The organism is Paenibacillus sp. FSL H8-0261, from assembly GCF_045040645.1.
Classification (GTDB): Bacteria; Bacillota; Bacilli; order Paenibacillales; family Paenibacillaceae; genus Paenibacillus_AQ.
In genome coordinates, this window is sequence record NZ_CP150297.1 from 4,375,519 (window position 1) to 4,394,397 (window position 18,879).

The window sequence follows — 18,879 nt, forward strand, 5'->3', positions numbered from 1 at the left end:
TTGTTAATTTAAGAGATATTAAAGGCTCTCCTCTACCTCTACTTCTACTTCTACCTCTGACTCTGCCCTGTGGTTCTTAACAAACAAATTATACACTTTGGTCAAGAGGATTTTCACAATCATATACAATGGAATAATCAGCAATATCGCAATAATCCCGCCTATATCTCCACCAACCAACACTAAGATGATCGTTGTCAGCGGATGAATATCAAGCTTTTTCCCAAAAATGTAGGGAGCAATCAGATTATCCTGAATTTGCTGAGCTACAAGAACGATGATGATGGACCATACTGCAATGGACGGCGATTGGATGAATCCGATAATAAAAATCGGGATGCTGGAAAGAATTGCACCAATGAAAGGTACAAAATTCATCACAACAGCAATCACTGTCAACAACAATGCATACTGTAGTCCAATAATAAGGAAACCAATATACATCAGAACACCAAGTGCCAGATTGACTAATACCCGACCAACAATGAATCCACTTAACGCACTGTCAATTTCACTCATCATTGTAGTCCCTTCTCCACGATACTTCTTTGGAAAGAAACTTACAATCTTACGACCAAATTTCCCACCTTCCTTAAGCATGTAAAACAACATAATAGGAAAGGTAAATAAAATAATCGCGAAATTTGAAACAAAGGAGAATAGACCCGTTACGTAGTTCGAAATCAGATTAAATCCTTTATTCAAATATTCAGTCAATTGGGAAGCAAGATCCATATCTGCTGGGATAATAGAAGCCAAGAATCCACTGTCCTCGAGCCTCAATAACTGCTGATTCACCGCTGCGATCAGATTTGGCATATTATCGACAAAATTAATTAGCTGTGTTCGAAGTGAAGGCCATACTCCAATACTAAAACCAAACAAGAGCAATGCAATGACCACATATACGATGATGATCGCAACAGAGCGATTTAGTTTATATCTCTCCAAAGTATTGATTAGAGGTCGGAGTAAATAATAGAAAAATCCTGCCAACATTAAGGGCACGATAATAACATTAAACAAAGACAAGATTGGACTGAAAATAAAATTAACTTGTGAGCCTAAAAATACGATGCCTAACACCAAAAGGATCGCTATACAAACTCGAATAAATGTGTTCAGTTTAGCCATAGTTCTCTCCTATCTTCTATTTTCGGGTGTCTTTCATCTCGTTATTTGGGAATACGTATGGTGAATACCGTTGGTTCCTTCTTTCCGCGACTGAGATGAAGCGTTCCACCCATTTTCTCTGTATTTTTCATAGCAATGGATAAACCAAGACCCGTCCCACCTGTAGTTGACCGCGCTTTATCTCCTCGAACAAACGGATCAAAAAGCGTTGACCAAAGCTCTTCAGGAATGCCTACTCCGGTATCTGCAATTTCAATGGTAACCTCGCTCTCCGAGGGGATAACCTCCACTCGCAGATGAGTGCCTGGCGGGTTATAGGTCAAAGCATTGGAGATCAAATTATGAACTACGCTCGAGAGTAGCTCCGCATCGAAGCTTGCGAAGACTTCCTGTTCAGGAACATTCAGCTGCAGGATGAAGTTCTTTTGTTCAATCTCACCATAGGAGTCTGCAACGATTTCACGAATAAACTCGCCCAATTCATGACGCTCCATTCGTAGTAAAAAATCTGGGGAATCTATTTTAAGTAGCTCCACCATATTTTGAATCAGCTTGGTCACTTGCGAGGATTTATTATAGATATAGGTTAAATAACGTTTCTGGCGTTCTTCGTCCTCACCACGACCTTCAACCAACGCCTGTGCAAACCCCTGTATACTCGTAATGGGTGTCTTCAGATCATGAGAAAGATCAACCATCATGCGTTTCTTACTTTCTTCTGCTTGACGTTTTTCTTTCGTTGTCTTCTCAATTACGTCCGCCATATAATTAAAAGTCTCCCCAATTTGCGAAAATTCTTTCTCTGCATATAGCGAGATACGAGTATCATAATTTCCTTCAATCATCTGCTTCAAACCAAGCGTAATAATACGCAGCGGCTTCCTGATTCTTCGTGCCACCCAATAGCTGTACACGATAATAAGCAAGAGAACCATTCCAACTCCTAAAAAAACATAGTATGAAAGCGAGTGGTTGAAGTATTCAACTAATGGATCACTATTAATTGAAATGTCGATAACTTCTCTAGGGATTTTCAAAAGCAGCCACTCTGATTCATTCTCATTATTACGTGTAGTCAACGAGTAGAAGTACGCCTGATCTTCTCCGTTTTCCAGGTTATTTAAGAGCTGATTGTCGGTATATTGTGTTACATCGTCCTTCTTCTCTCCAACTACGTCGATGACCTTCTTGTCTTGACCCAAGATCTCAATCCACCCACCGCTATGCAGAAGCCGTTTGGTTTCTATCCCATGCTCCAGATTATCTCGATAGGCACTCGCTTCAACCTTCAAATCAGGATCAGCGATTTTATTTTTTTCGAACATATGGGTCACATCAAGGTTAATGAACAAATAATAAACAATCACAAGAAAAAACAAAATGCAGATGAATAACAAAAAATCCAGCGTCAGCGATGATTGTAAAGGTCGTTGATCTCTATTGCTCCATAGGCGTTTCAATTTTGTATCCCAGCCCTCTAATAGTCTTTAAATAAACCGGCTTTTTGGAGTCTTCCTCAATCTTTTCCCGGATATTACTGATATGTACCATGATACTATTATCTTCGTACACATAGAAATCTTCCCATACCGCCTCATATATTTTTTTTCGTGTAAAGACCCGACCCGGTTGTTTCATCATTAATTCCAGAATTTTGTACTCAGTAGAAGTAAGAACGACGGGTTCTCCTGAACGATAGAGTAGACACTGGCTTTGATCCAGTCTCAATTCTCCCAACACAATTTGTTCAGCTGCCTTTTCTTCAATAATCTGTGCGTCAAAATGATGTACCCGCCGCAGTAAAGCTCCTGCACGAGCTACAATTTCCAAAGGATTAAACGGTTTGGAAATATAATCGTCGGCACCGAGTTCAAGTCCCAGTATTTTGTCGTAATGTTCGCTTTTTGCAGATAAAAATAACACCGGGAAATGATGGAACTCACGAATTTTCTTCAATAATTGCAGTCCATCTAGACCAGGCATCATAATATCAAGAATCGCTAAATCAATTTTTTGGTTCTGCACTTGCATTAACGCTTCAGTCCCACTGTTCGCTTCCACAATGTTGTACTCTTTCTCTAAATATAATCTCAACAATTCCACAATTTCTGCTTCATCATCTGCGATTAGAATTGTATACACAGTAATCACCCCATCTAACTATAATCTTCGATTATTAAACTCACCTAAACGCAATCTAAAGAATAGCTAAATTATTACATCCATCAAATTCTTATATTTAAATAAAAATCGCACACAGGAACTCGTCCCATGTACGATCGTATAATTCCAGAAATCTGAACATCTGCTGGCAAATATAAACGCCCTCGGAGTCCTATTAAAAAGCAACACCAATTCCACCTTCACCCGCATAGGTTCCCATTACAGGTCCCATACTTGAGAGTAAAACTTCTTTGAACGGGTGCTTTTGTAAGATGCGTTCTTTAATCTCAAGCGCAAGCTTCTCACAGTTACTGTGTACTATAGCGATAACAGCCTTCTCGTAGTCATGCTGCTTCTCATCCAAATGCGCAAGCAGCCGGTTTAATGCCTTTGTAAGACCCCGGGTCTTCTCCACTACCTCAACAGTACCCTCTTCGCTGATTTTAAGCAGTAGTTTGATATTTAGCACGGAAGCAACCGCTCCTGATATCCGGCTTAGACGTCCGCCCTTCATTACATTCTCAAGTGTATCCAGTGTAAAATATGCGCGAACTTCATCCATTTGCTGAAGCACCTTGTCCTTCAGTTCCTGCAGACTTGAACAAGTCTGTGACCACTTCGCCGCAAGGCCCACGATCAGCGACAACCCGCCAGAAAAGGTCTTGGAATCTATAACCTCTATCGCATTGGTGTGTCCTTCTTCTTGGTACATTTCCATAGCGATCATAGCCGTCTGATAAGTGCTACTAATATTAGAGGACATACAAATGACCATAATGTCAGTACCTTCCTCTACTTGCCTGAATGTCTCAAGGAATTGGTTTGGACTTGGACTTGCCGTAGTAGGTAGCTCCTTGGATTCACTCATTTTAGCATAAAAGGTTTTCGTATCCGTATCCGCAGGCATTAACTCATGCCCAAAATGAACCGGTAGATGGACCACGGAAACATTATACTTCTCCATGTAGTCAAGGGGTAGGTCAGAACCGCTATCTGTTATGATCTTGATTGCCATAATATAAGTACTCTCCTTTCAATATCAGTACTATTATAGCTATCGCCAAATGAAATCTCCAGTAACCAATATAACTTGAAAAATCCTTCAATTTGTGCTTATGTCATTCTTCCTTAACTTGTCCTAATATGATATGGTTTATGAATAAGCGTATAGAAATGGAGTGTATGTATGAGTAAGGGAAGAGTATGGAACCGAGGCAAGCATGATGGAACAGGACTATCAAGGAAAAAAAGCGTGGATCAAGAAGTTACAACATCTACTGAAACAGAATCGACTGAAGCTTCAAATGAACCGTCAAATACCAGAATTGATACAGTTAAACCGATGAATCGTACGAACTGGGTAACTCGTCCTGCACGGGTTATCAATAAAGATTCCAAAAACAAACAATAACTATGACAAATAGGGTTTCAGAACTTGTCCCTGAGTTCTGAAACCCTATTTTTATATGTTCTTAAACGTAGGTAGTTTACATAATTACATCCTGACGCTTATACAAAACGAGTATGGCTGCTGCTATAAGGATCATCCCCATAAATGCGGGTGCGGCATGGCCTAGTGATACATAAATCTGACCTCCAATGATAGGCCCAATCATTCTTGCTAAAGCCTGAATAGATTGGCTACCTCCTTGAATCCTACCTTGTTCACTAGAATCGACAGACTTGGAAAGCATCCCGTTAAATGAAGGCCCAAAGATCGAATCCCCAAAGCCAAATATAAACATTCCAGCGATAAAAAGAGGATAGAATGAGAACAACGCAGATAACGCAATAAAACTGTAACCGATAATTTCCGAAGCCATTCCAAGAATTGCTATACGTTTATCACTAAGTTTCTTCAAAAGCTTTGGCATGATCAAACCTTGTGAAATGATGTCTTGGAGACCCATAATCGAAAACATAAGTCCGATTAGTGCAGGCTTCCAGCTGAAAGTATCCATCGTAAATTGAGAAAATACTGCCTGTAAAGATCCGTTAGGAATCCAGAGTAAAAACGCTGAGACTAGCAGCCTATTTAAGTTTTTCATGGAAAGTAAGTTTGCAAGCTGTGAAAATGGATTCAGTCTTACAAAGGTGATCTCTTTCAGTCTATTCTTCTTGGCAAGGCTCTCTGGCATAAAAAAGAATCCATAAACAACATTCAATAAAGTTATGATTGCTCCAAAATACAAGGGAACAGAATAACCAAACTTAGCAAGTAATCCGCCTATCGTTGGGCCAATGACGGTGCCTACACCTACAACTGCACTTACCCATCCGAAGTATTTGGTTCTCTGCTGCGAAGGAATGATGTCTGCAAAATATGCAAAGATCGTGCTTATGCTCCCGCCTGTTATCCCTTCGATTATACGTCCAGCAAATAGTACCCATAGAGCCCCTCCTATGCCAAAAACCAAGTACCCGACGGCGGAACCCAACAGGCATACTAAGAGTAATGGACGCCGGCCATATTTGTCGCTCAAAGCTCCAAGTACGGGGGCTGCAAAAAATACACAGACTGCATATACCGAGGTCAGCATCGTAACAACTATTGCTTGTTCTCCAGGACTGCTTGTATAAGGCTGCACTAAGAATGGGACGACAGGCATTATGATACTAAAGCCTATTCCGCAAAGAAACACAGAGATAAGACCGAATATTAAGGCGTGTTTATCTACGGATTGTCCTGTGTTCTGTTCATTGTGTGATTTAAATGTGGACATTTATGTTCACTCCTTAAAGTTAATGTTTTGATTCCTAGGAAACATGTTTATCGTATCGCCTTTTTGTTTCCTTGTCAACAAAATAATAACAATAAAAATGCAGCCGTTCTCCATAGAGCCCGACTGCATGTGGTTTCATTTTCATTATTCAAATTTTATTCCGATTTAATATCTTTACCCTGTTTCTTTATTTCCGCATCCAAATGACTACTGTACTTTTCCACGAAACTAAGCATACTATCAAATTGTTCCTCGGTTATCTGCGCAAAGACGGCTTTATCCCGCTCTTGAAACTCTTTGTGAAGGTTCTCATGGATTTTATAAATTACTTTTCCTTGCTCAGTAAGCCTAAAATAGATTTCTTTTTTGTTATCAGACTTCTGGTAGCTTTCGATCAGGCCTTTTTCTATGAGTTTCTTAGTTAATTTACTTATGGCACCGCGAGTCATAAAAAAGGACTCCGCAAGTTTTGTTACGTTGGAATCTACATTTTTTTCAATGTATTCTATACAATGTACTTCGGAAGATGTATAACCCTTAAGACTTGCTTCCATCTTATCTTTGTTAAGCCAAACCATCTTATTATATAGGTCCCTGACACCCATTAGGATCTGATCTTCTTTGTTCATGACCTGTCCTCCCACCCACTCTTGCATTAACAATATTATATCACATTATTTTTTTGTTTCTATTTCAACAATATTTAAATGATAATTTGGAGGATTGAGCTAACAGCAAACAGGGTTTCGAAACGGATATCACTCGTTTCAAAACCCTGTTTGTTTATTGTCTAAGGCTGCCTAAAGAGGCGGCCCTTTGCTAATCTTAACATTATGCACGAGTGGAGAGAATGAATCTCTCTAGCGCTGCTGTATCCGTAATCCTATGATTACATTCTTGGCTCTCTATGCAAATATATTGGCCAATGGAGGAATAATCATCCGGCGAAGATTTCGCAAGCCTGGTCTTGACCGTAAAGAAGGCTAGCTGTTGCTGCCGATTACAGAACAGGCAATACCCCTTCTTGTTCATCGGTGTCATTCTACCCTCAATACCAATAAACTGTCCTTCAAACGGATATACAATAAATAATTTATTGGTAGCAATATCTATCCAGCTCAGATATGTCATATATCGAAAGTCGATCGCTGATAAACCAGGTACCTTCAGCTTCTTATTCTTAGGGAATAACTTCTGAATCTGTTTCGATGTAATCTGTGGAAAAGGCTCTAAATAAGGCTCTAATCCACTAAGATACTTCTGAAAATCGTATGCAGTCTCAAAGGTAGATATTTGTTGCAGCAACTGCTGCTGACTATCACTTAGTGTTGGAAAAGCTTCTACAACATTCAACGAAGAACGATATCTTACCGTCTCCAAGACTCTTCGATCCGCTACAGTTCGCAGTGTTTTTAGAAGGAAGTCTGTTTGTTTCTTAATAAAATTATATTGATGGTTTCTAATAAACGGTGTATTCATTGCTCTTCAGCCCCTTATATTTTGAAATTTCATAAGGTGCAAAGCCCATTATTAGAAACGATAATATTTAGTTTGGGCGATCATCCATCCTATCGCACCTCACGCAAAGTATCGCCCTAATTTAGGCTTTGCGTGAGGAACTTCTAGCTAATGGGCAAACCAGCATTAGCACAGTACCACCTCCGATTACATTCACGAAAAAAGTATAACAGGAATGTTTGGAATCGGCTAGACCATGTTGCCAACCTCTGCTTCATCTCTGGAAGGTGCTTCACCAATGAGCTGCTTCAAAAGTTTCTTTCAATTCCTCAACCGTCGAGCAGGTAATATTCAACCGATTCAGAACATCCCATATTGCAGACATTGATGACTATCACTACCGGCAATCACAGGTACACCAAGCGTTTCAGCAAATGGTGTGATCAGGTTCTTATAAGTCTCTGCCCCCTGCATGTAAATATCCTTTGCATTGAAATCAAAAGCATCTAATCTCCGAAGCAGCTCCGGGTCCAGTTGATGTAATGGCGTAGAAGTTCGGAAGGGATGAGCTCCGATTTTCCAAAGGTTATGTTCGTCGGCCATGTCCAGCACCTTGAAAGTAATAAAATCCCCCTCCTGCGTATGCTCATCCAGTAAAGCCCGAACTGCTAGAACATTCTCCTTAAGTCCGATCAGCAGGATATGACCTGTCTCGCGATATCCACCTCCATACCTGGAAACAGTTTAAGTCTGTTTACATCATAATACGGAGTGATCGCTAAAATAGGCGCCAACTGTAAAAATTGCGAATGAATGACTACGGAAATCATGAATAATTTACCTCCTTTTACAAACACTACGAAACAAAAGGAGGCTGATGTTTCATGTGTCAACGTTTTTCCCTGGCGGCCGAACTGCAGGAAATTAGGGATCATTTTGAAATTAACCGGGTGATGTACTACTATAAAGACCGCTATAATATTAGTCCCACTCAGGATATGCCGGTAGTTTTACAACAGGATGGTGAGCGAATTCTAGACGAGTTCCGCTGGGGATTCGTTCCTTACTGGGGTAAAGATGCGATCAATGCGGATCTACGAAATGTGCATCAGAATCCAACCTACCGTAAGATGGTGGACAAGCAGCGCTGTATTATCCCGTGCAATGGATTTTACTATTGGAAAAGAGAAGGAAAGAAGACTTATCCAGTTCGGGTAGTCATGAATAATCGCAGTATGTTCGGAGTGGCTGGTCTATACGAGATTTGGCATGATACGCGCGGGGAGCCTCTTCGCACCTGCTCTTTGGTTATGACAGAAGCTAACCCACTAATTAGCGAATTTGAGAGCCGGATGCCGGCGATTTTGTCCCCACAGGATATCACTCGATGGCTTGATGAGGAGACAAATGATCTGGAAGCACTGAATCCGATTCTGCGGCCTTATTCAGCAGATGAAATGCAAGTGTACCCGGTCACACCAATGATTAACGACAACAGGAACGACTCGGCTGAATGTATTCGAGAAATGGATCTGAAGGGATCCTGGGTAAAGCCTTGAGATGATAGCAGAATTGAATTAGATGCTCTAAAAATGAAGCAGCGGTGCTAGGGCTGAGAATTAAAACCTTAGCACATCGCTGCTTTTATTGCTTATCATTTCTATTGGCTCTTCATCCAATTACATGCTCAAGAGTTCAGTTCGAATTTATATTGTTCAAGCTTTTCAAAACACCATCCACCCATTCAGGATCATCCCATAACTTAGAATTGTTAAACTTTCTAACCGCAGGATGACCCGTTGTGATAGTATCTACACCATCCTTGTACAAAGTACAAATCAACAATTTCTAATGACTTATTTACAGATTGAACTAACAGTTTGCAAGTCATCCCAGACCAGCCCCTTCCTTCTCCACCTTCCCTATAAACTCATCCATCTCTTTCCTCGTTCTCAGAATAACAACCTCTTTACGTCCTTTAATCTGCTCAAGTTTCTTTATAGTGTTCACTCGACCTTTTTTTCTATAATTCCAAACCCATTTCACAAAATCCCAATCTAATTTTTCTGGGCATTCTTGATTCATATCCGGTCTGGATTTCTTGTGATATATAATTCGTCGTTTGATAATTCGGTAGATGCATAGAAGTCTAGGCATATCTAAGAAAATTATTAAATCGGCTTTGTTAATTCGGATATCCATCGTTCTTGAATAGTTACCATCCATGATCCAATGCTCTTCATTGATAAATTGTTCGACAATATTATTCCACTCTTCATTTGGTTTAGGAACCCAGTCGGCATTCCAGTAATAGGTATCCAAATGTACAACAGGGAGATCAAGTATGTAATGTAGTTTGCGAGACAAGGTAGATTTGCCCGATCCAGCAGATCCAATGACTAGTATTCGGTTCATAGGTTCTCCTTTCGCAAAAAAAACACTAACAGGACGTTAGTGCCTTCCAAGAGTTATTATTTTGAAATTTTTATAGCTTAAATCGATTTCAGAAAATCCTTAACAGCCTGCGTCTTCTTATCCCCGTTCTTCTCCAGTAGCATCAAAAATTCTTCAAGCTGGATCAGTAGTGGGCTGGCTTCAATCTGCTCTGGCCCCGCTTCTGACAATGTATTCTCGTATGCAATTGCCGCTTCTTCACTCATCACTTGCGTTATCTTATCAAAGAGCGGAGAGTTTTGGGCACCGTTAAACACATATTCTTTGGCTACGTTATAGGCTTCCTTAATAGCTATTGTACGGTTGGAAGACTTATAGGTTGACAAAAAATCTTCATATGCCATAGCCCGTTCTATGACCTTGTACCAGTTGATCAGCAAAGTTCCGTTCACAGCAGAGGGTTGCTCAGACTCAGTAGCCATCAGCTCGATATAGGCTTGCAAATCTTTGGAGACGTAAGGTTTGAACACTTTGAAGCTTTTGTATTGAATGATTGGATAAAAGCGTCCGCCACCCAATTCAAGCTTATAGTCCATGGTAGTCAAGTCCTGTAGAACAACACGGGTCTGGGACTGCTTCACCTTGGATCGAGCCAGCACCATTGACATGCCTGGAGTATAAATATCTTTGATATCTTGTTGAATAGCAGGCGTATTCATTCGTTTGATTGCTGTAGGTAGATAAGCTTTCAGGGCATTTTCCAAATGTAAAACGGCTAAATTAGCCTCTGCTAGCGTCATCTCATCAATACGATTGACTAAGGTGGCTTGGGCCAGACTGAGAGATGAAGGTTTCTTCACTCTTTGCTCAAACAAACTAAAAGCAGCAGAAGACTTAACAACCGCTGCTTTTGACCGCTGTGGGAAGGCAAAGGAAATGGCAAGACCGATACTGGTCAAGAACAGGATTAAGCCGAGAGGGGCAGCAATGCTTTTCATAAAAATTGATCGTTCCATGGTACAGCTCCTTCCAGGGTAGACTGAGACAATGATTCGATCTTAAAAATATCATTAAATGGAAAATAATTCAATGATCATGTCAAAATCAAACATCACCATTATGCCGCTCTAGAATTATCCAAGCATAGCGGCTTGGCGTTTGTACTGATCCTCCAGCACTAAACAGGCCATAGCCTCTACAACAGGGACGATTCTCGGGCAAATACATGGATCATGTCTACCTTCGGTGCGTATCTCTTGTTCTTCCCCTTTGATGTTAGTCGTTTGCTGTGGTACAGAAATGGATGAGGTCGGTTTTACACTAATCCGAAATACGATTTCTTGTCCGGTGCTAATCCCCCCGATGATTCCTCCGGAATGATTAGTAAGAAAACCATCGCTATTCATCGCGTCATTATGCTCACTCCCCAGCATCCTTGCCGCTTCGAAGCCAGCTCCAAATTCTATCCCTTTAACAGCGCCAATGGACAGCATAGCTTTCGCCAGTTCTGCATCCAATTTATCAAAGACCGGCTCTCCAAGACCCGGAACCACGCCACGAATACGGCATTCTACAATGCCACCACAGCTATCCCCAATCTCGGCTAACCCCTCAATTTTTTTAATCATTTTGTCAGCTGCAATTGGATCACAGGCACGGACAGCGTTTTGTTCAATCACACCCTCATCGAAGGATTCACATCTTATGCCTCCGATTTCTTTTGTGTACGCTACTACCTGTACGCCTCTTCTCTCTAACAACTTACGAGCTATCGCACCTCCGGCCACTCTTGCCGCAGTTTCTCTACCTGAAGCACGTCCACTACCACGATGATCCCGAATGCCGTATTTCTCTAAATAAGTAAAATCGGCATGGCCCGGACGAAAAGCGTCCTGGATCTCGCTGTACGCTTCTGGTCTCATATCGTGGTTTTGAAGAACTACAAAGAGCGGTGTACCTGTTGTTTTCCCCTCAAATACTCCAGATTGTATGTGGACAACATCATATTCTTTACGAGGAGTAGTCACTGAAGATTGGCCCGGTTTTCTCCGATCCATCTGTTTCTGTATATACGCTTCGTTAATCTCGACGCCTGGTGTTACACCATCCACTATGACCCCTACCGACACACCATGTGACTCACCGAAGGTTGTAATTTTGAACACTTCACCGAATGTATTTCCTGCCATTATATATGCACTCCTTATTTAGTATTGGACCTGTACGCCTAACGCTGACAAACGGTCAAAATAATCTGGACAGGTCTTTGAGACACAACCAGGGTCGATAATCTGAATATTTTCAATCTTCAAGCCGATTAAAGAAAGCGCCATAGCCATCCGGTGATCGTCATGAGAATTTAGTAATGCTGGGATTGGCTGACCCGGATATACCGTTAGACCATCCTCAAACTCTTCCACACGTATTCCGAGCTTACTTATTTCTTCACATATCGCGGCTATCCGATCACATTCATGATGTCTGATATGTGCGGCATCCTTTAGAGTGATTGGACCATCTGCAAAAATAGCCATAGCAGCCATTGTTAGTGTTTGATCCGACCACTTCTTCATACTCACTGTGTATCCACCCTTAAGCCGTGGGACACCTTGTACTTCAACAAAGTTCTCCCCACGAACAACGGTACAGCCCATTACCTCCAGAACGTCTAAGAACTCGATATCAGGTTGACTTGTATTGCTAGCATTGATCCCTTCAATTCGTACACGTCCTGCCGTAAGTGCAGCTACCGCCCAAAAGTAACAGCATGTGGATACATCAGGCTCTAAAGTGATCGTGTGACCTTGATACTTTCCTGCAGGAACCGTTATCGATTGACCGTCCTGAGATGCTTCTGGTTTTACACCAAAGGAGGCCATCATAGTAAGGGTCATCTCTACATAGTCTCTTTGCACAACTTCTCCATCAATATACACGGTTACCGGTTCTTTGGCATACGGTGCGGCTAGCAGTAATCCACTTATAAATTGACTTGAAGTGGAGCCGGGCAGGGTTGCCTTTCCTCCTTGCAGACCTTTTGCCTCTAATGTAAAAGGTAAACAACGGTCGGCTTGTTTATACTCAAATTGTGCACCCAGGGTTGTTAATGCATTGAGTAATGGCGCGAGTGGTCGCTCACAAAGCCGTTTACTTCCATTCATTGTCCAAGTGCCAGTCCCTGCCGCGAGTGCAGCCGGTAAGAATCTCGCAACCGTACCTGCCGCTCCTACATATAGCTCACCAGTCGGATTCGGCCAGTTGCCGCCACATCCATCCACAACAGCTGTCTCTTCTTCTATCACAACGGGAATCCCCAGTTTTTTTAATGATTCAATACACCAGTAAGAGTCATCACTTCTTAATATTCCCTTTATTTCTGAACGTCCATCAGCTAAAGCAGCGATTACCAAGGCCCGATTCGTCAGACTTTTGCTTCCTGATATGGTTATCGTCCCATTGATTACCGCTTTCGCTGGGCTAATCTTCACTATGTGTTTATCGCTATTCGTTGACCATGGAGAACGTGCTTCTAAGTCCGGTTGATTGGATTCCACTTCATCCACCCCTTTGAATTATTCCTCTAGCCTGATTATAATGAATGAAATGAAATAAATGAAATTGGATTTTTACCATAATGATATAGAGGTGATCTATACCACATGTTCAACTTGGAGTGGTATCGTATTTTCTGGCAAACGGCACGTCATCGAAATTTAACAAAAGCTGCAGGGGAACTTCATATTACACAGCCTTCTGTGAGTTATGCCATTAAACAAATGGAAGAAGCCTTAGGGCTGAAGCTGTTTCACAGGCTGTCCAAAGGTGTAGAGCTTACAGAAGAAGGACGAGCGCTATTTGAATATGTGGAGCAATCCTTTTCCATGCTGGATTCTGCACAGAAGCATCTGGAGAGCTTGAAGCAGTTAAATGAGGGAGAAATACGAATCGGAGCCAGTGATTATCTGATCAAGCACCTTTTGTTGCCGCAGTTGAATACCTTTCATAGCACATACCCAGGTATACGAATTCGTCTCTCTCATGGGAAGACGCCAGACATCACTAAGCGTTTAAAAGATGGTGAGATCGACTGTGCCTTTGTCCATATGCCGCTTCACGATCCACTGCTAAATATACAGACGCTGGCTGTGTTAGAGGATTGTTTTGTAGTAGGTGAAGCCTATCAAGAATTAGCTAGTCGTTCACTTACCATGAGAGAAGTGTCAGAGCTGCCTTTAATCTTATTTTCTCAAGGGAGCAGTACTAGAGTATTTGTTGAACAATGGTTTGCGACTAAGGGATTATCGGTAATGCCAGATATTGAATTGGGGAGCATAGAACTGCTAGCAGAGTTCGCTAGATTAGGGTATGGGGCAGCTTTTATCAGCCGTTCTTTCGTGCAAGAGGATCTTCATAGTGGAAAGCTTCATGAGTTGAAGTTAGAAGATCCGCTTTTACCTCGCAGTATAGGTTTTGCAGTACGACGGGATCGAAAGCTGTCTATTGCGGCTGAGCAATTTGTTCAGATGATTGGGGCACGGCTATCTGAGGGTTTATAATTCTTTGACTAAAAAAGCAAAAAACACCGGGAATCCCGATGTTTAATTCATTCCTAAAGCTTCTTTAATTTGCGGGATAGATAAACCGTTTGTTTTCATCTCTTTGATCCAAAGAATGCGTGCGACGGTTTCCTCTCTTTTATATCTGCGTGTTAAATTCTCCTCGGCCTGTTCAAAGGGAAGCATGCCTTCTTCTGTGTAATGTTTGAGTGTACTATAACGAGAGTTTGTGATTCTTACCAATTCACCTATAGATACATACTCTGAAGCCAAAATATTCTCCATGGAGCGTTGTCTAGACATTGATTACCAACTCCTTTACAGCGGGCGCTTCGGAACAAGACGCACACCTTGGATTGGCACTTTCATCATTACAAAATGCGGGATCGCATCGTATAACAAATTATCAATTTTAAGGGTCGCAATCGATCCTCTCTCCATCACCTTAACTTCATGTCCATAGGACAATAATCTTGTAATAACTGCGTCTAGTCTTTGATTAGAATTATCAAACCAAGACTCTGTTTCTATAAAGACAGCTCGCGATGGCTCTAGGGCAGGGAATACAAGATTGATGCTACTACCAATAAAAGTCTTCGCAAACTTTGTCTTCAATTCTAAAAAGCGTTTGATTCCCAACTCAATTCCATGGCGAATTTGTATTGGAAGCAATGCCTTTGCCCATAAATTACTTTGGTATAAATCATGTAGTTTGATATTTACCTTTTCTATTTCCTTTAGCGAGAAGAAATCATGCATGCATCCACATTCACGAAGCAGCCACAGCATACAAATGACCTCATCCGTTACTGAACCCTCTTCCAAAATCTCTGCGCGAATGTTCTCTGTAATGCTTGTGTACGCCTCCATATTACTGCGATACGCTCTAACTTCAACTTCGGCAGTATCAAAATACATGTCGCTCCCTAACAGACTTGGGATATCTTCAAGCAAATCCATTGCTTTAAGATAATCTGAAATCGCGGTCTCGAACTTTTTTAATTGTTTGTTAGACAGCATGGAGGCCTTTTTTACCCACCAATTAAGATCACCCTTCACTTCAGCATGTTTATGAAGCAAGGGCTGTAGAACCGTTTCTCTATAAAGTGCTGAATGAACTTGATCAAATCCTTCCTTGGGCAAAGTTAACTTGTTCTCTGATTGCGTAAAACATCCCTCTAAGTAAAGCTCCAATATAACCGCTGCTGCCATACAGCGTAAAGACACTTTCTTGACAGTAGTCATATGAAGACTTCTCTGTGCATTAAGCGCGATCACTGAAAAACTCGGTGCTAATTTTAAATCCATCATAACCATCCACCCCTATCCATAAATTCGTATTTACTGGATGATATTTATTCCGTATGGTGAGCGTTTTGATTTACTTACTACTTACTACTTACTACTTATCACTTACAATACTCTACATTTACATTATTTTCAAGTGTTCTTGAATAAATTAAATAAAACCCCAACTTGTAATCGGAGACTACTAAAAGAACGGACAATCATATCCTTTTTAGCAAAAAAAGCCAGATCGTCAAGCAATTACGCACATTGCTTGACGACCTGGCTTTTAATTTAAAAATAAACCAACATTTTCTTTTTATGTATGTTTTTAAGTCATTAATATTTAGCACTGCGGTACAAAGTTATTTTTTTTTCATATTATAAAATAAGACCCGCAGTGAAAGGAATTTACACTCATGGAATATTTGAATATGCTTGCTAAATTAGGTGTTGGAAATGCTCATCCTGGAGGGTTTACTGCAACTTTAAAGCAATTTGAACAATATCCACTACCACCTGCTTCCCGAATCCTTGAAGTTGGTTGTGGCACTGGCAGAACATCTTGTTATTTAGCTGCACAAGGTCATGATGTAATAGGTATAGATATTCACCCAGATATGATCTCAAAAGCAAAAATACGGGCTGAAAAAGAGAAATCTATAATTCAATTCTTAGTAGGTGACGCAAGTTCGCTTCCTTTTCCTAACGAGTCATTTGATGTGATTCTTGTTGAGTCTGTATCCATTTTCACTGATACAGAAAAGGCATTCTCGGAATATTATAGGGTTCTGCGGACTGGAGGCAAGCTTTTTGACAGAGAAATGATTCAATATAAACCTATGTCTACAGAAATTAATCAAATGATTAGTACATTTTATCATGTTGAGAATCTATGGGACTTTAATAAATGGTCAGCATTAGTAAACACTATGGGATTTTATCATTCACAGATAGATGGTCCCTTCTTGTTTCCTAAATCAAGTGAGGATCTTACAGAGCATCCAGACCATTATCAACAAATGGATACTGATTCCTTTCTTGACCACACGATTTGGGAAGTGATCAGTAAGTACAACAGTATAATGGACCGTTATCATGAATTCATCGGATTTATTCTCGTTATTGGAACGAAATAAAGGATTGGCATGTCCATCAACATTTGCAAAAAAAGAACAATAGCCTTGGAACAGTGGCTATTGTTCTTTCTGATAGCCTGCTATTATACAAAGAAACAAGCAGATAATATAATTACCAATAAGATATAAAGAACCAAAATTTCTCCAGTAGAAGTAAATCTGCCTCCAACTCCACAGCTCATTGATTATCCCTCCCTTTTACTTCCTAAAATATAATATGCGCCACTATTCTAAAAGTATGGACTATCACCTAAATAACATGAGCTGACGGATTTTAAATTCCTACTCACGCCGGAAATAATTACGAAATTGGCCCCAACATTATGTGCCAAAGTTTCTCAAATAGATGATGAATAATAGGAGGTCTATCCATGAATCAAGACAGCGGAAGTTTATATGGTTATTCCGGAATGGTATTCGGATTCGGAATTCTCATAGACAAGACAAATCATCTGAGGAATTGTCGCAAATTCGAACCCGCATCGAAAAAATTGAAAAGATTCTTAGTGAGGTAGAATAAACGGCGGAATTGCAACAGTCACCCCAGTAAAGGCCCATCCGATAAGATATGATGGACCTTTGTTATATCCTCCATTAACTTCTGTTATGCGGTAAAAAAACTTATTTTGGTATTGAGCGAAAAAAACAGCACAAAATATCATGCACTGCTTCCCTTTCCACCTTAAACTGTAGAAAAAAGGAGGGAACAGGATGTTAACGATTTCCGTTCATACACTGGATTTGAAAGGAACAAGCTATGAAATTGGGTATAAGCTAGGCAATATTGTTTCAGAAAATACAGCACATAAGATTGCTTACACTCGTAAACTCGAAGGCTTTGGTTTAACAGAATATAAAGACGGTGCTATTTACGGAGGTCGCTGGCATCGAAGTGGCTTCTTTTGAAGGACTTCCTGCAAAATTTGTACAAAAGGTAATTCCAGAGGGGCGTTACGCCGTATTCACTCACACTGGTACACTGCGCACGCTTGCCCAAACGTTCCATTATATTTGGGGAACGTGGTTCCTTAACACGAAAGAGGAAATGGACGAGCGTGAGGATTTTGAGCTATACGATCAACGATATTTAGGATATGATCATCCTGATTCCAAAGTAGATCTGTACATTCCGATCAAATAAAAATCATGACCCCCTAGAGAATTATTGGATGATAGCGCGGCTTAGACCAAACTGCAAAAGCCCAAGCGTTGAATACGCCTGGGCTTCTATTTATAGGTAAATGTGGTCTTCAGACATTATTAGTGAATCAACAACACAAAGCACTCCACATGCCTAATATCCCTATACTGTCATTGGATTGAATTCATTAACTCGTAGAAATATTTAGGTTCCTGAGTTTTATTAAGTCGATACCAAGCGTCTAATGTTTTTGGAGAAAATACATCTAGCGCTTTTAAAACATGAACAGAAAATTCTAATGGAGCTACTCCGGATGCGGTGATCAATTTCCCATCGGTGACAGCAGATTCCACTTTGTAATATTCTTCGCCCGTGTAAGAATGGCAAATCATTTTAAGGTAGGCCAAATCATTGCTTGTGTGCCAACGTGAATCTAACAATCCTGCTTGAGCAAGTCCTAAGGTAGCACCGCAAATTGCTCCAACTACTATCCCTTCCTTTAAACACATCTCGGCAATTTTTAATATGGGCACGTGAATAGCTTCTGTCCATGTATTTCCACCAGGTAAAATCAGTGCATCTACGCTTTTAATGCTGCACTCATCCACTTTAATGTCAGGCATTATTTTCAATCCGCCCATTGTAGTTACTGGAGTCTTTTCTATCCCAACGGTGACTATTTTTGCTGGACCCAGCCCCTGTCTGAAGTGTCTTCCAGAGTGCAGTTCGGCGGTTAAATAACCTATTTCCCAATCGGACATGGTATCAAACACATAAAGATATACTGTATTATTCATTTCTAAGTGCTCCTCATAAAGTTTATTAGGTAACAGCAACCATTCATCTTTAATGAGTGGTTATCATTATAATAAAACAACTTCACT

At 40.7% G+C, this 18,879-nt stretch carries 23 protein-coding genes; 6 read left to right on the plus strand and 17 right to left on the minus strand.

What is annotated here, in order from left to right:
- Positions 1–18 precede the first annotated feature (18 nt).
- From MHI27_RS19490 to MHI27_RS19505, 4 genes are all read right to left on the minus strand, one after another.
- Positions 19–1,134: an AI-2E family transporter gene (locus MHI27_RS19490; RefSeq protein WP_405174492.1), complete on the minus strand. Its 1,116-nt coding sequence runs from the start codon at positions 1,132–1,134 to the stop codon at positions 19–21.
- A gap of 41 nt (positions 1,135–1,175) precedes the next feature.
- A complete protein-coding gene (locus MHI27_RS19495) occupies positions 1,176–2,594 on the minus strand; it encodes a HAMP domain-containing sensor histidine kinase (protein WP_340971038.1) in 1,419 nt (472 codons plus the stop codon).
- The gene (locus MHI27_RS19500; RefSeq protein WP_405174493.1) at positions 2,572–3,276 is read right to left on the minus strand and encodes a response regulator transcription factor; all 705 of its coding nucleotides are present in this window, start codon (positions 3,274–3,276) and stop codon (positions 2,572–2,574) included. Before MHI27_RS19500 ends, MHI27_RS19495 begins: the two co-directional genes overlap by 23 nt.
- A 196-nt stretch (positions 3,277–3,472) precedes the next feature.
- Positions 3,473–4,312, minus strand: a complete 840-nt coding sequence (locus MHI27_RS19505) for a DegV family protein (RefSeq protein WP_076285397.1) — start codon at positions 4,310–4,312, stop codon at positions 3,473–3,475.
- A 171-nt stretch (positions 4,313–4,483) separates the two neighbouring features.
- Between MHI27_RS19505 and MHI27_RS19510 the strand changes: the two genes are divergently transcribed.
- The gene (locus tag MHI27_RS19510) at positions 4,484–4,708 is read left to right on the plus strand and encodes a hypothetical protein (protein WP_405174494.1); all 225 of its coding nucleotides are present in this window, start codon (positions 4,484–4,486) and stop codon (positions 4,706–4,708) included.
- A 76-nt stretch (positions 4,709–4,784) separates the two neighbouring features.
- On the opposite strand, the gene MHI27_RS19515 is transcribed toward MHI27_RS19510, so the two are convergent.
- The 5 genes from MHI27_RS19515 to MHI27_RS19535 all read right to left on the minus strand — a co-directional run bounded on the left by MHI27_RS19515 (position 4,785) and on the right by MHI27_RS19535 (position 8,308).
- A complete protein-coding gene (locus MHI27_RS19515; protein ID WP_405174495.1) occupies positions 4,785–6,020 on the minus strand; it encodes an MFS transporter in 1,236 nt (411 codons plus the stop codon).
- Positions 6,021–6,175: 155 nt separating this feature from the next.
- Positions 6,176–6,649, minus strand: a complete 474-nt coding sequence (locus MHI27_RS19520; protein ID WP_341060230.1) for a MarR family transcriptional regulator — start codon at positions 6,647–6,649, stop codon at positions 6,176–6,178.
- 202 nt (positions 6,650–6,851) lie between these two features.
- A complete protein-coding gene (locus tag MHI27_RS19525) occupies positions 6,852–7,499 on the minus strand; it encodes a FusB/FusC family EF-G-binding protein (protein ID WP_405174496.1) in 648 nt (215 codons plus the stop codon).
- A gap of 339 nt (positions 7,500–7,838) precedes the next feature.
- The gene (locus tag MHI27_RS19530) at positions 7,839–8,081 is read right to left on the minus strand and encodes a hypothetical protein (RefSeq protein ID WP_149646163.1); all 243 of its coding nucleotides are present in this window, start codon (positions 8,079–8,081) and stop codon (positions 7,839–7,841) included.
- 89 nt (positions 8,082–8,170) lie between these two features.
- Positions 8,171–8,308, minus strand: coding sequence for a hypothetical protein (locus MHI27_RS19535; RefSeq protein WP_405174497.1), 138 nt, complete (start codon positions 8,306–8,308; stop codon positions 8,171–8,173).
- Positions 8,309–8,362: 54 nt separating this feature from the next.
- Between MHI27_RS19535 and MHI27_RS19540 the strand changes: the two genes are divergently transcribed.
- Positions 8,363–9,037, plus strand: coding sequence for an SOS response-associated peptidase (locus tag MHI27_RS19540; RefSeq protein WP_405174498.1), 675 nt, complete (start codon positions 8,363–8,365; stop codon positions 9,035–9,037).
- A 328-nt stretch (positions 9,038–9,365) separates the two neighbouring features.
- Here MHI27_RS19540 and MHI27_RS19545 read toward each other — a convergent pair whose 3' ends face one another.
- From MHI27_RS19545 to aroA, 4 genes are all read right to left on the minus strand, one after another.
- The gene (locus MHI27_RS19545; RefSeq protein ID WP_076285390.1) at positions 9,366–9,893 is read right to left on the minus strand and encodes a DNA topology modulation protein; all 528 of its coding nucleotides are present in this window, start codon (positions 9,891–9,893) and stop codon (positions 9,366–9,368) included.
- Between the two features lie 77 nt (positions 9,894–9,970).
- A complete protein-coding gene (locus MHI27_RS19550; RefSeq protein WP_405174499.1) occupies positions 9,971–10,888 on the minus strand; it encodes a hypothetical protein in 918 nt (305 codons plus the stop codon).
- Between the two features lie 117 nt (positions 10,889–11,005).
- Positions 11,006–12,061 (minus strand): chorismate synthase, encoded by a 1,056-nt coding sequence (aroC, locus tag MHI27_RS19555; protein WP_405174500.1) that lies wholly within the window; start codon positions 12,059–12,061, stop codon positions 11,006–11,008.
- Positions 12,062–12,079: 18 nt separating this feature from the next.
- On the minus strand, positions 12,080–13,426 hold the full coding sequence (gene aroA, locus MHI27_RS19560; protein WP_405174501.1) for a 3-phosphoshikimate 1-carboxyvinyltransferase: 1,347 nt from the start codon (positions 13,424–13,426) through the stop codon (positions 12,080–12,082).
- A 105-nt stretch (positions 13,427–13,531) separates the two neighbouring features.
- Here aroA and MHI27_RS19565 point away from each other — a divergent pair, with 105 nt between their 5' ends.
- Complete coding sequence (locus MHI27_RS19565; RefSeq protein ID WP_405174502.1) at positions 13,532–14,428, plus strand: LysR family transcriptional regulator; 897 nt, start codon at positions 13,532–13,534, stop codon at positions 14,426–14,428.
- A 42-nt stretch (positions 14,429–14,470) separates the two neighbouring features.
- Here the strand turns inward: MHI27_RS19565 and MHI27_RS19570 are convergent, their stop codons facing one another.
- Positions 14,471–14,731 (minus strand): helix-turn-helix domain-containing protein, encoded by a 261-nt coding sequence (locus MHI27_RS19570; RefSeq protein ID WP_042189518.1) that lies wholly within the window; start codon positions 14,729–14,731, stop codon positions 14,471–14,473.
- A 15-nt stretch (positions 14,732–14,746) separates the two neighbouring features.
- Positions 14,747–15,739, minus strand: a complete 993-nt coding sequence (locus tag MHI27_RS19575; RefSeq protein ID WP_076299267.1) for a hypothetical protein — start codon at positions 15,737–15,739, stop codon at positions 14,747–14,749.
- 395 nt (positions 15,740–16,134) lie between these two features.
- Between MHI27_RS19575 and MHI27_RS19580 the strand changes: the two genes are divergently transcribed.
- Positions 16,135–16,854: a class I SAM-dependent methyltransferase gene (locus tag MHI27_RS19580; RefSeq protein ID WP_405174503.1), complete on the plus strand. Its 720-nt coding sequence runs from the start codon at positions 16,135–16,137 to the stop codon at positions 16,852–16,854.
- Between the two features lie 83 nt (positions 16,855–16,937).
- Here the strand turns inward: MHI27_RS19580 and MHI27_RS19585 are convergent, their stop codons facing one another.
- Positions 16,938–17,036, minus strand: a complete 99-nt coding sequence (locus tag MHI27_RS19585) for a sporulation protein YjcZ (protein WP_139328621.1) — start codon at positions 17,034–17,036, stop codon at positions 16,938–16,940.
- Positions 17,037–17,565: 529 nt separating this feature from the next.
- On the opposite strand from MHI27_RS19585, the gene MHI27_RS19590 reads away from it, so the two are divergent.
- Both MHI27_RS19590 and MHI27_RS19595 read left to right on the plus strand, forming a co-directional pair.
- Positions 17,566–17,760: a hypothetical protein gene (locus MHI27_RS19590; protein WP_405174504.1), complete on the plus strand. Its 195-nt coding sequence runs from the start codon at positions 17,566–17,568 to the stop codon at positions 17,758–17,760.
- On the plus strand, positions 17,747–17,995 hold the full coding sequence (locus MHI27_RS19595; protein WP_405174505.1) for a GyrI-like domain-containing protein: 249 nt from the start codon (positions 17,747–17,749) through the stop codon (positions 17,993–17,995). Before MHI27_RS19590 ends, MHI27_RS19595 begins: the two co-directional genes overlap by 14 nt.
- 170 nt (positions 17,996–18,165) lie before the next feature.
- On the opposite strand, the gene MHI27_RS19600 is transcribed toward MHI27_RS19595, so the two are convergent.
- Positions 18,166–18,792: a type 1 glutamine amidotransferase family protein gene (locus MHI27_RS19600; protein ID WP_405174506.1), complete on the minus strand. Its 627-nt coding sequence runs from the start codon at positions 18,790–18,792 to the stop codon at positions 18,166–18,168.
- Positions 18,793–18,879 lie beyond the last annotated feature (87 nt).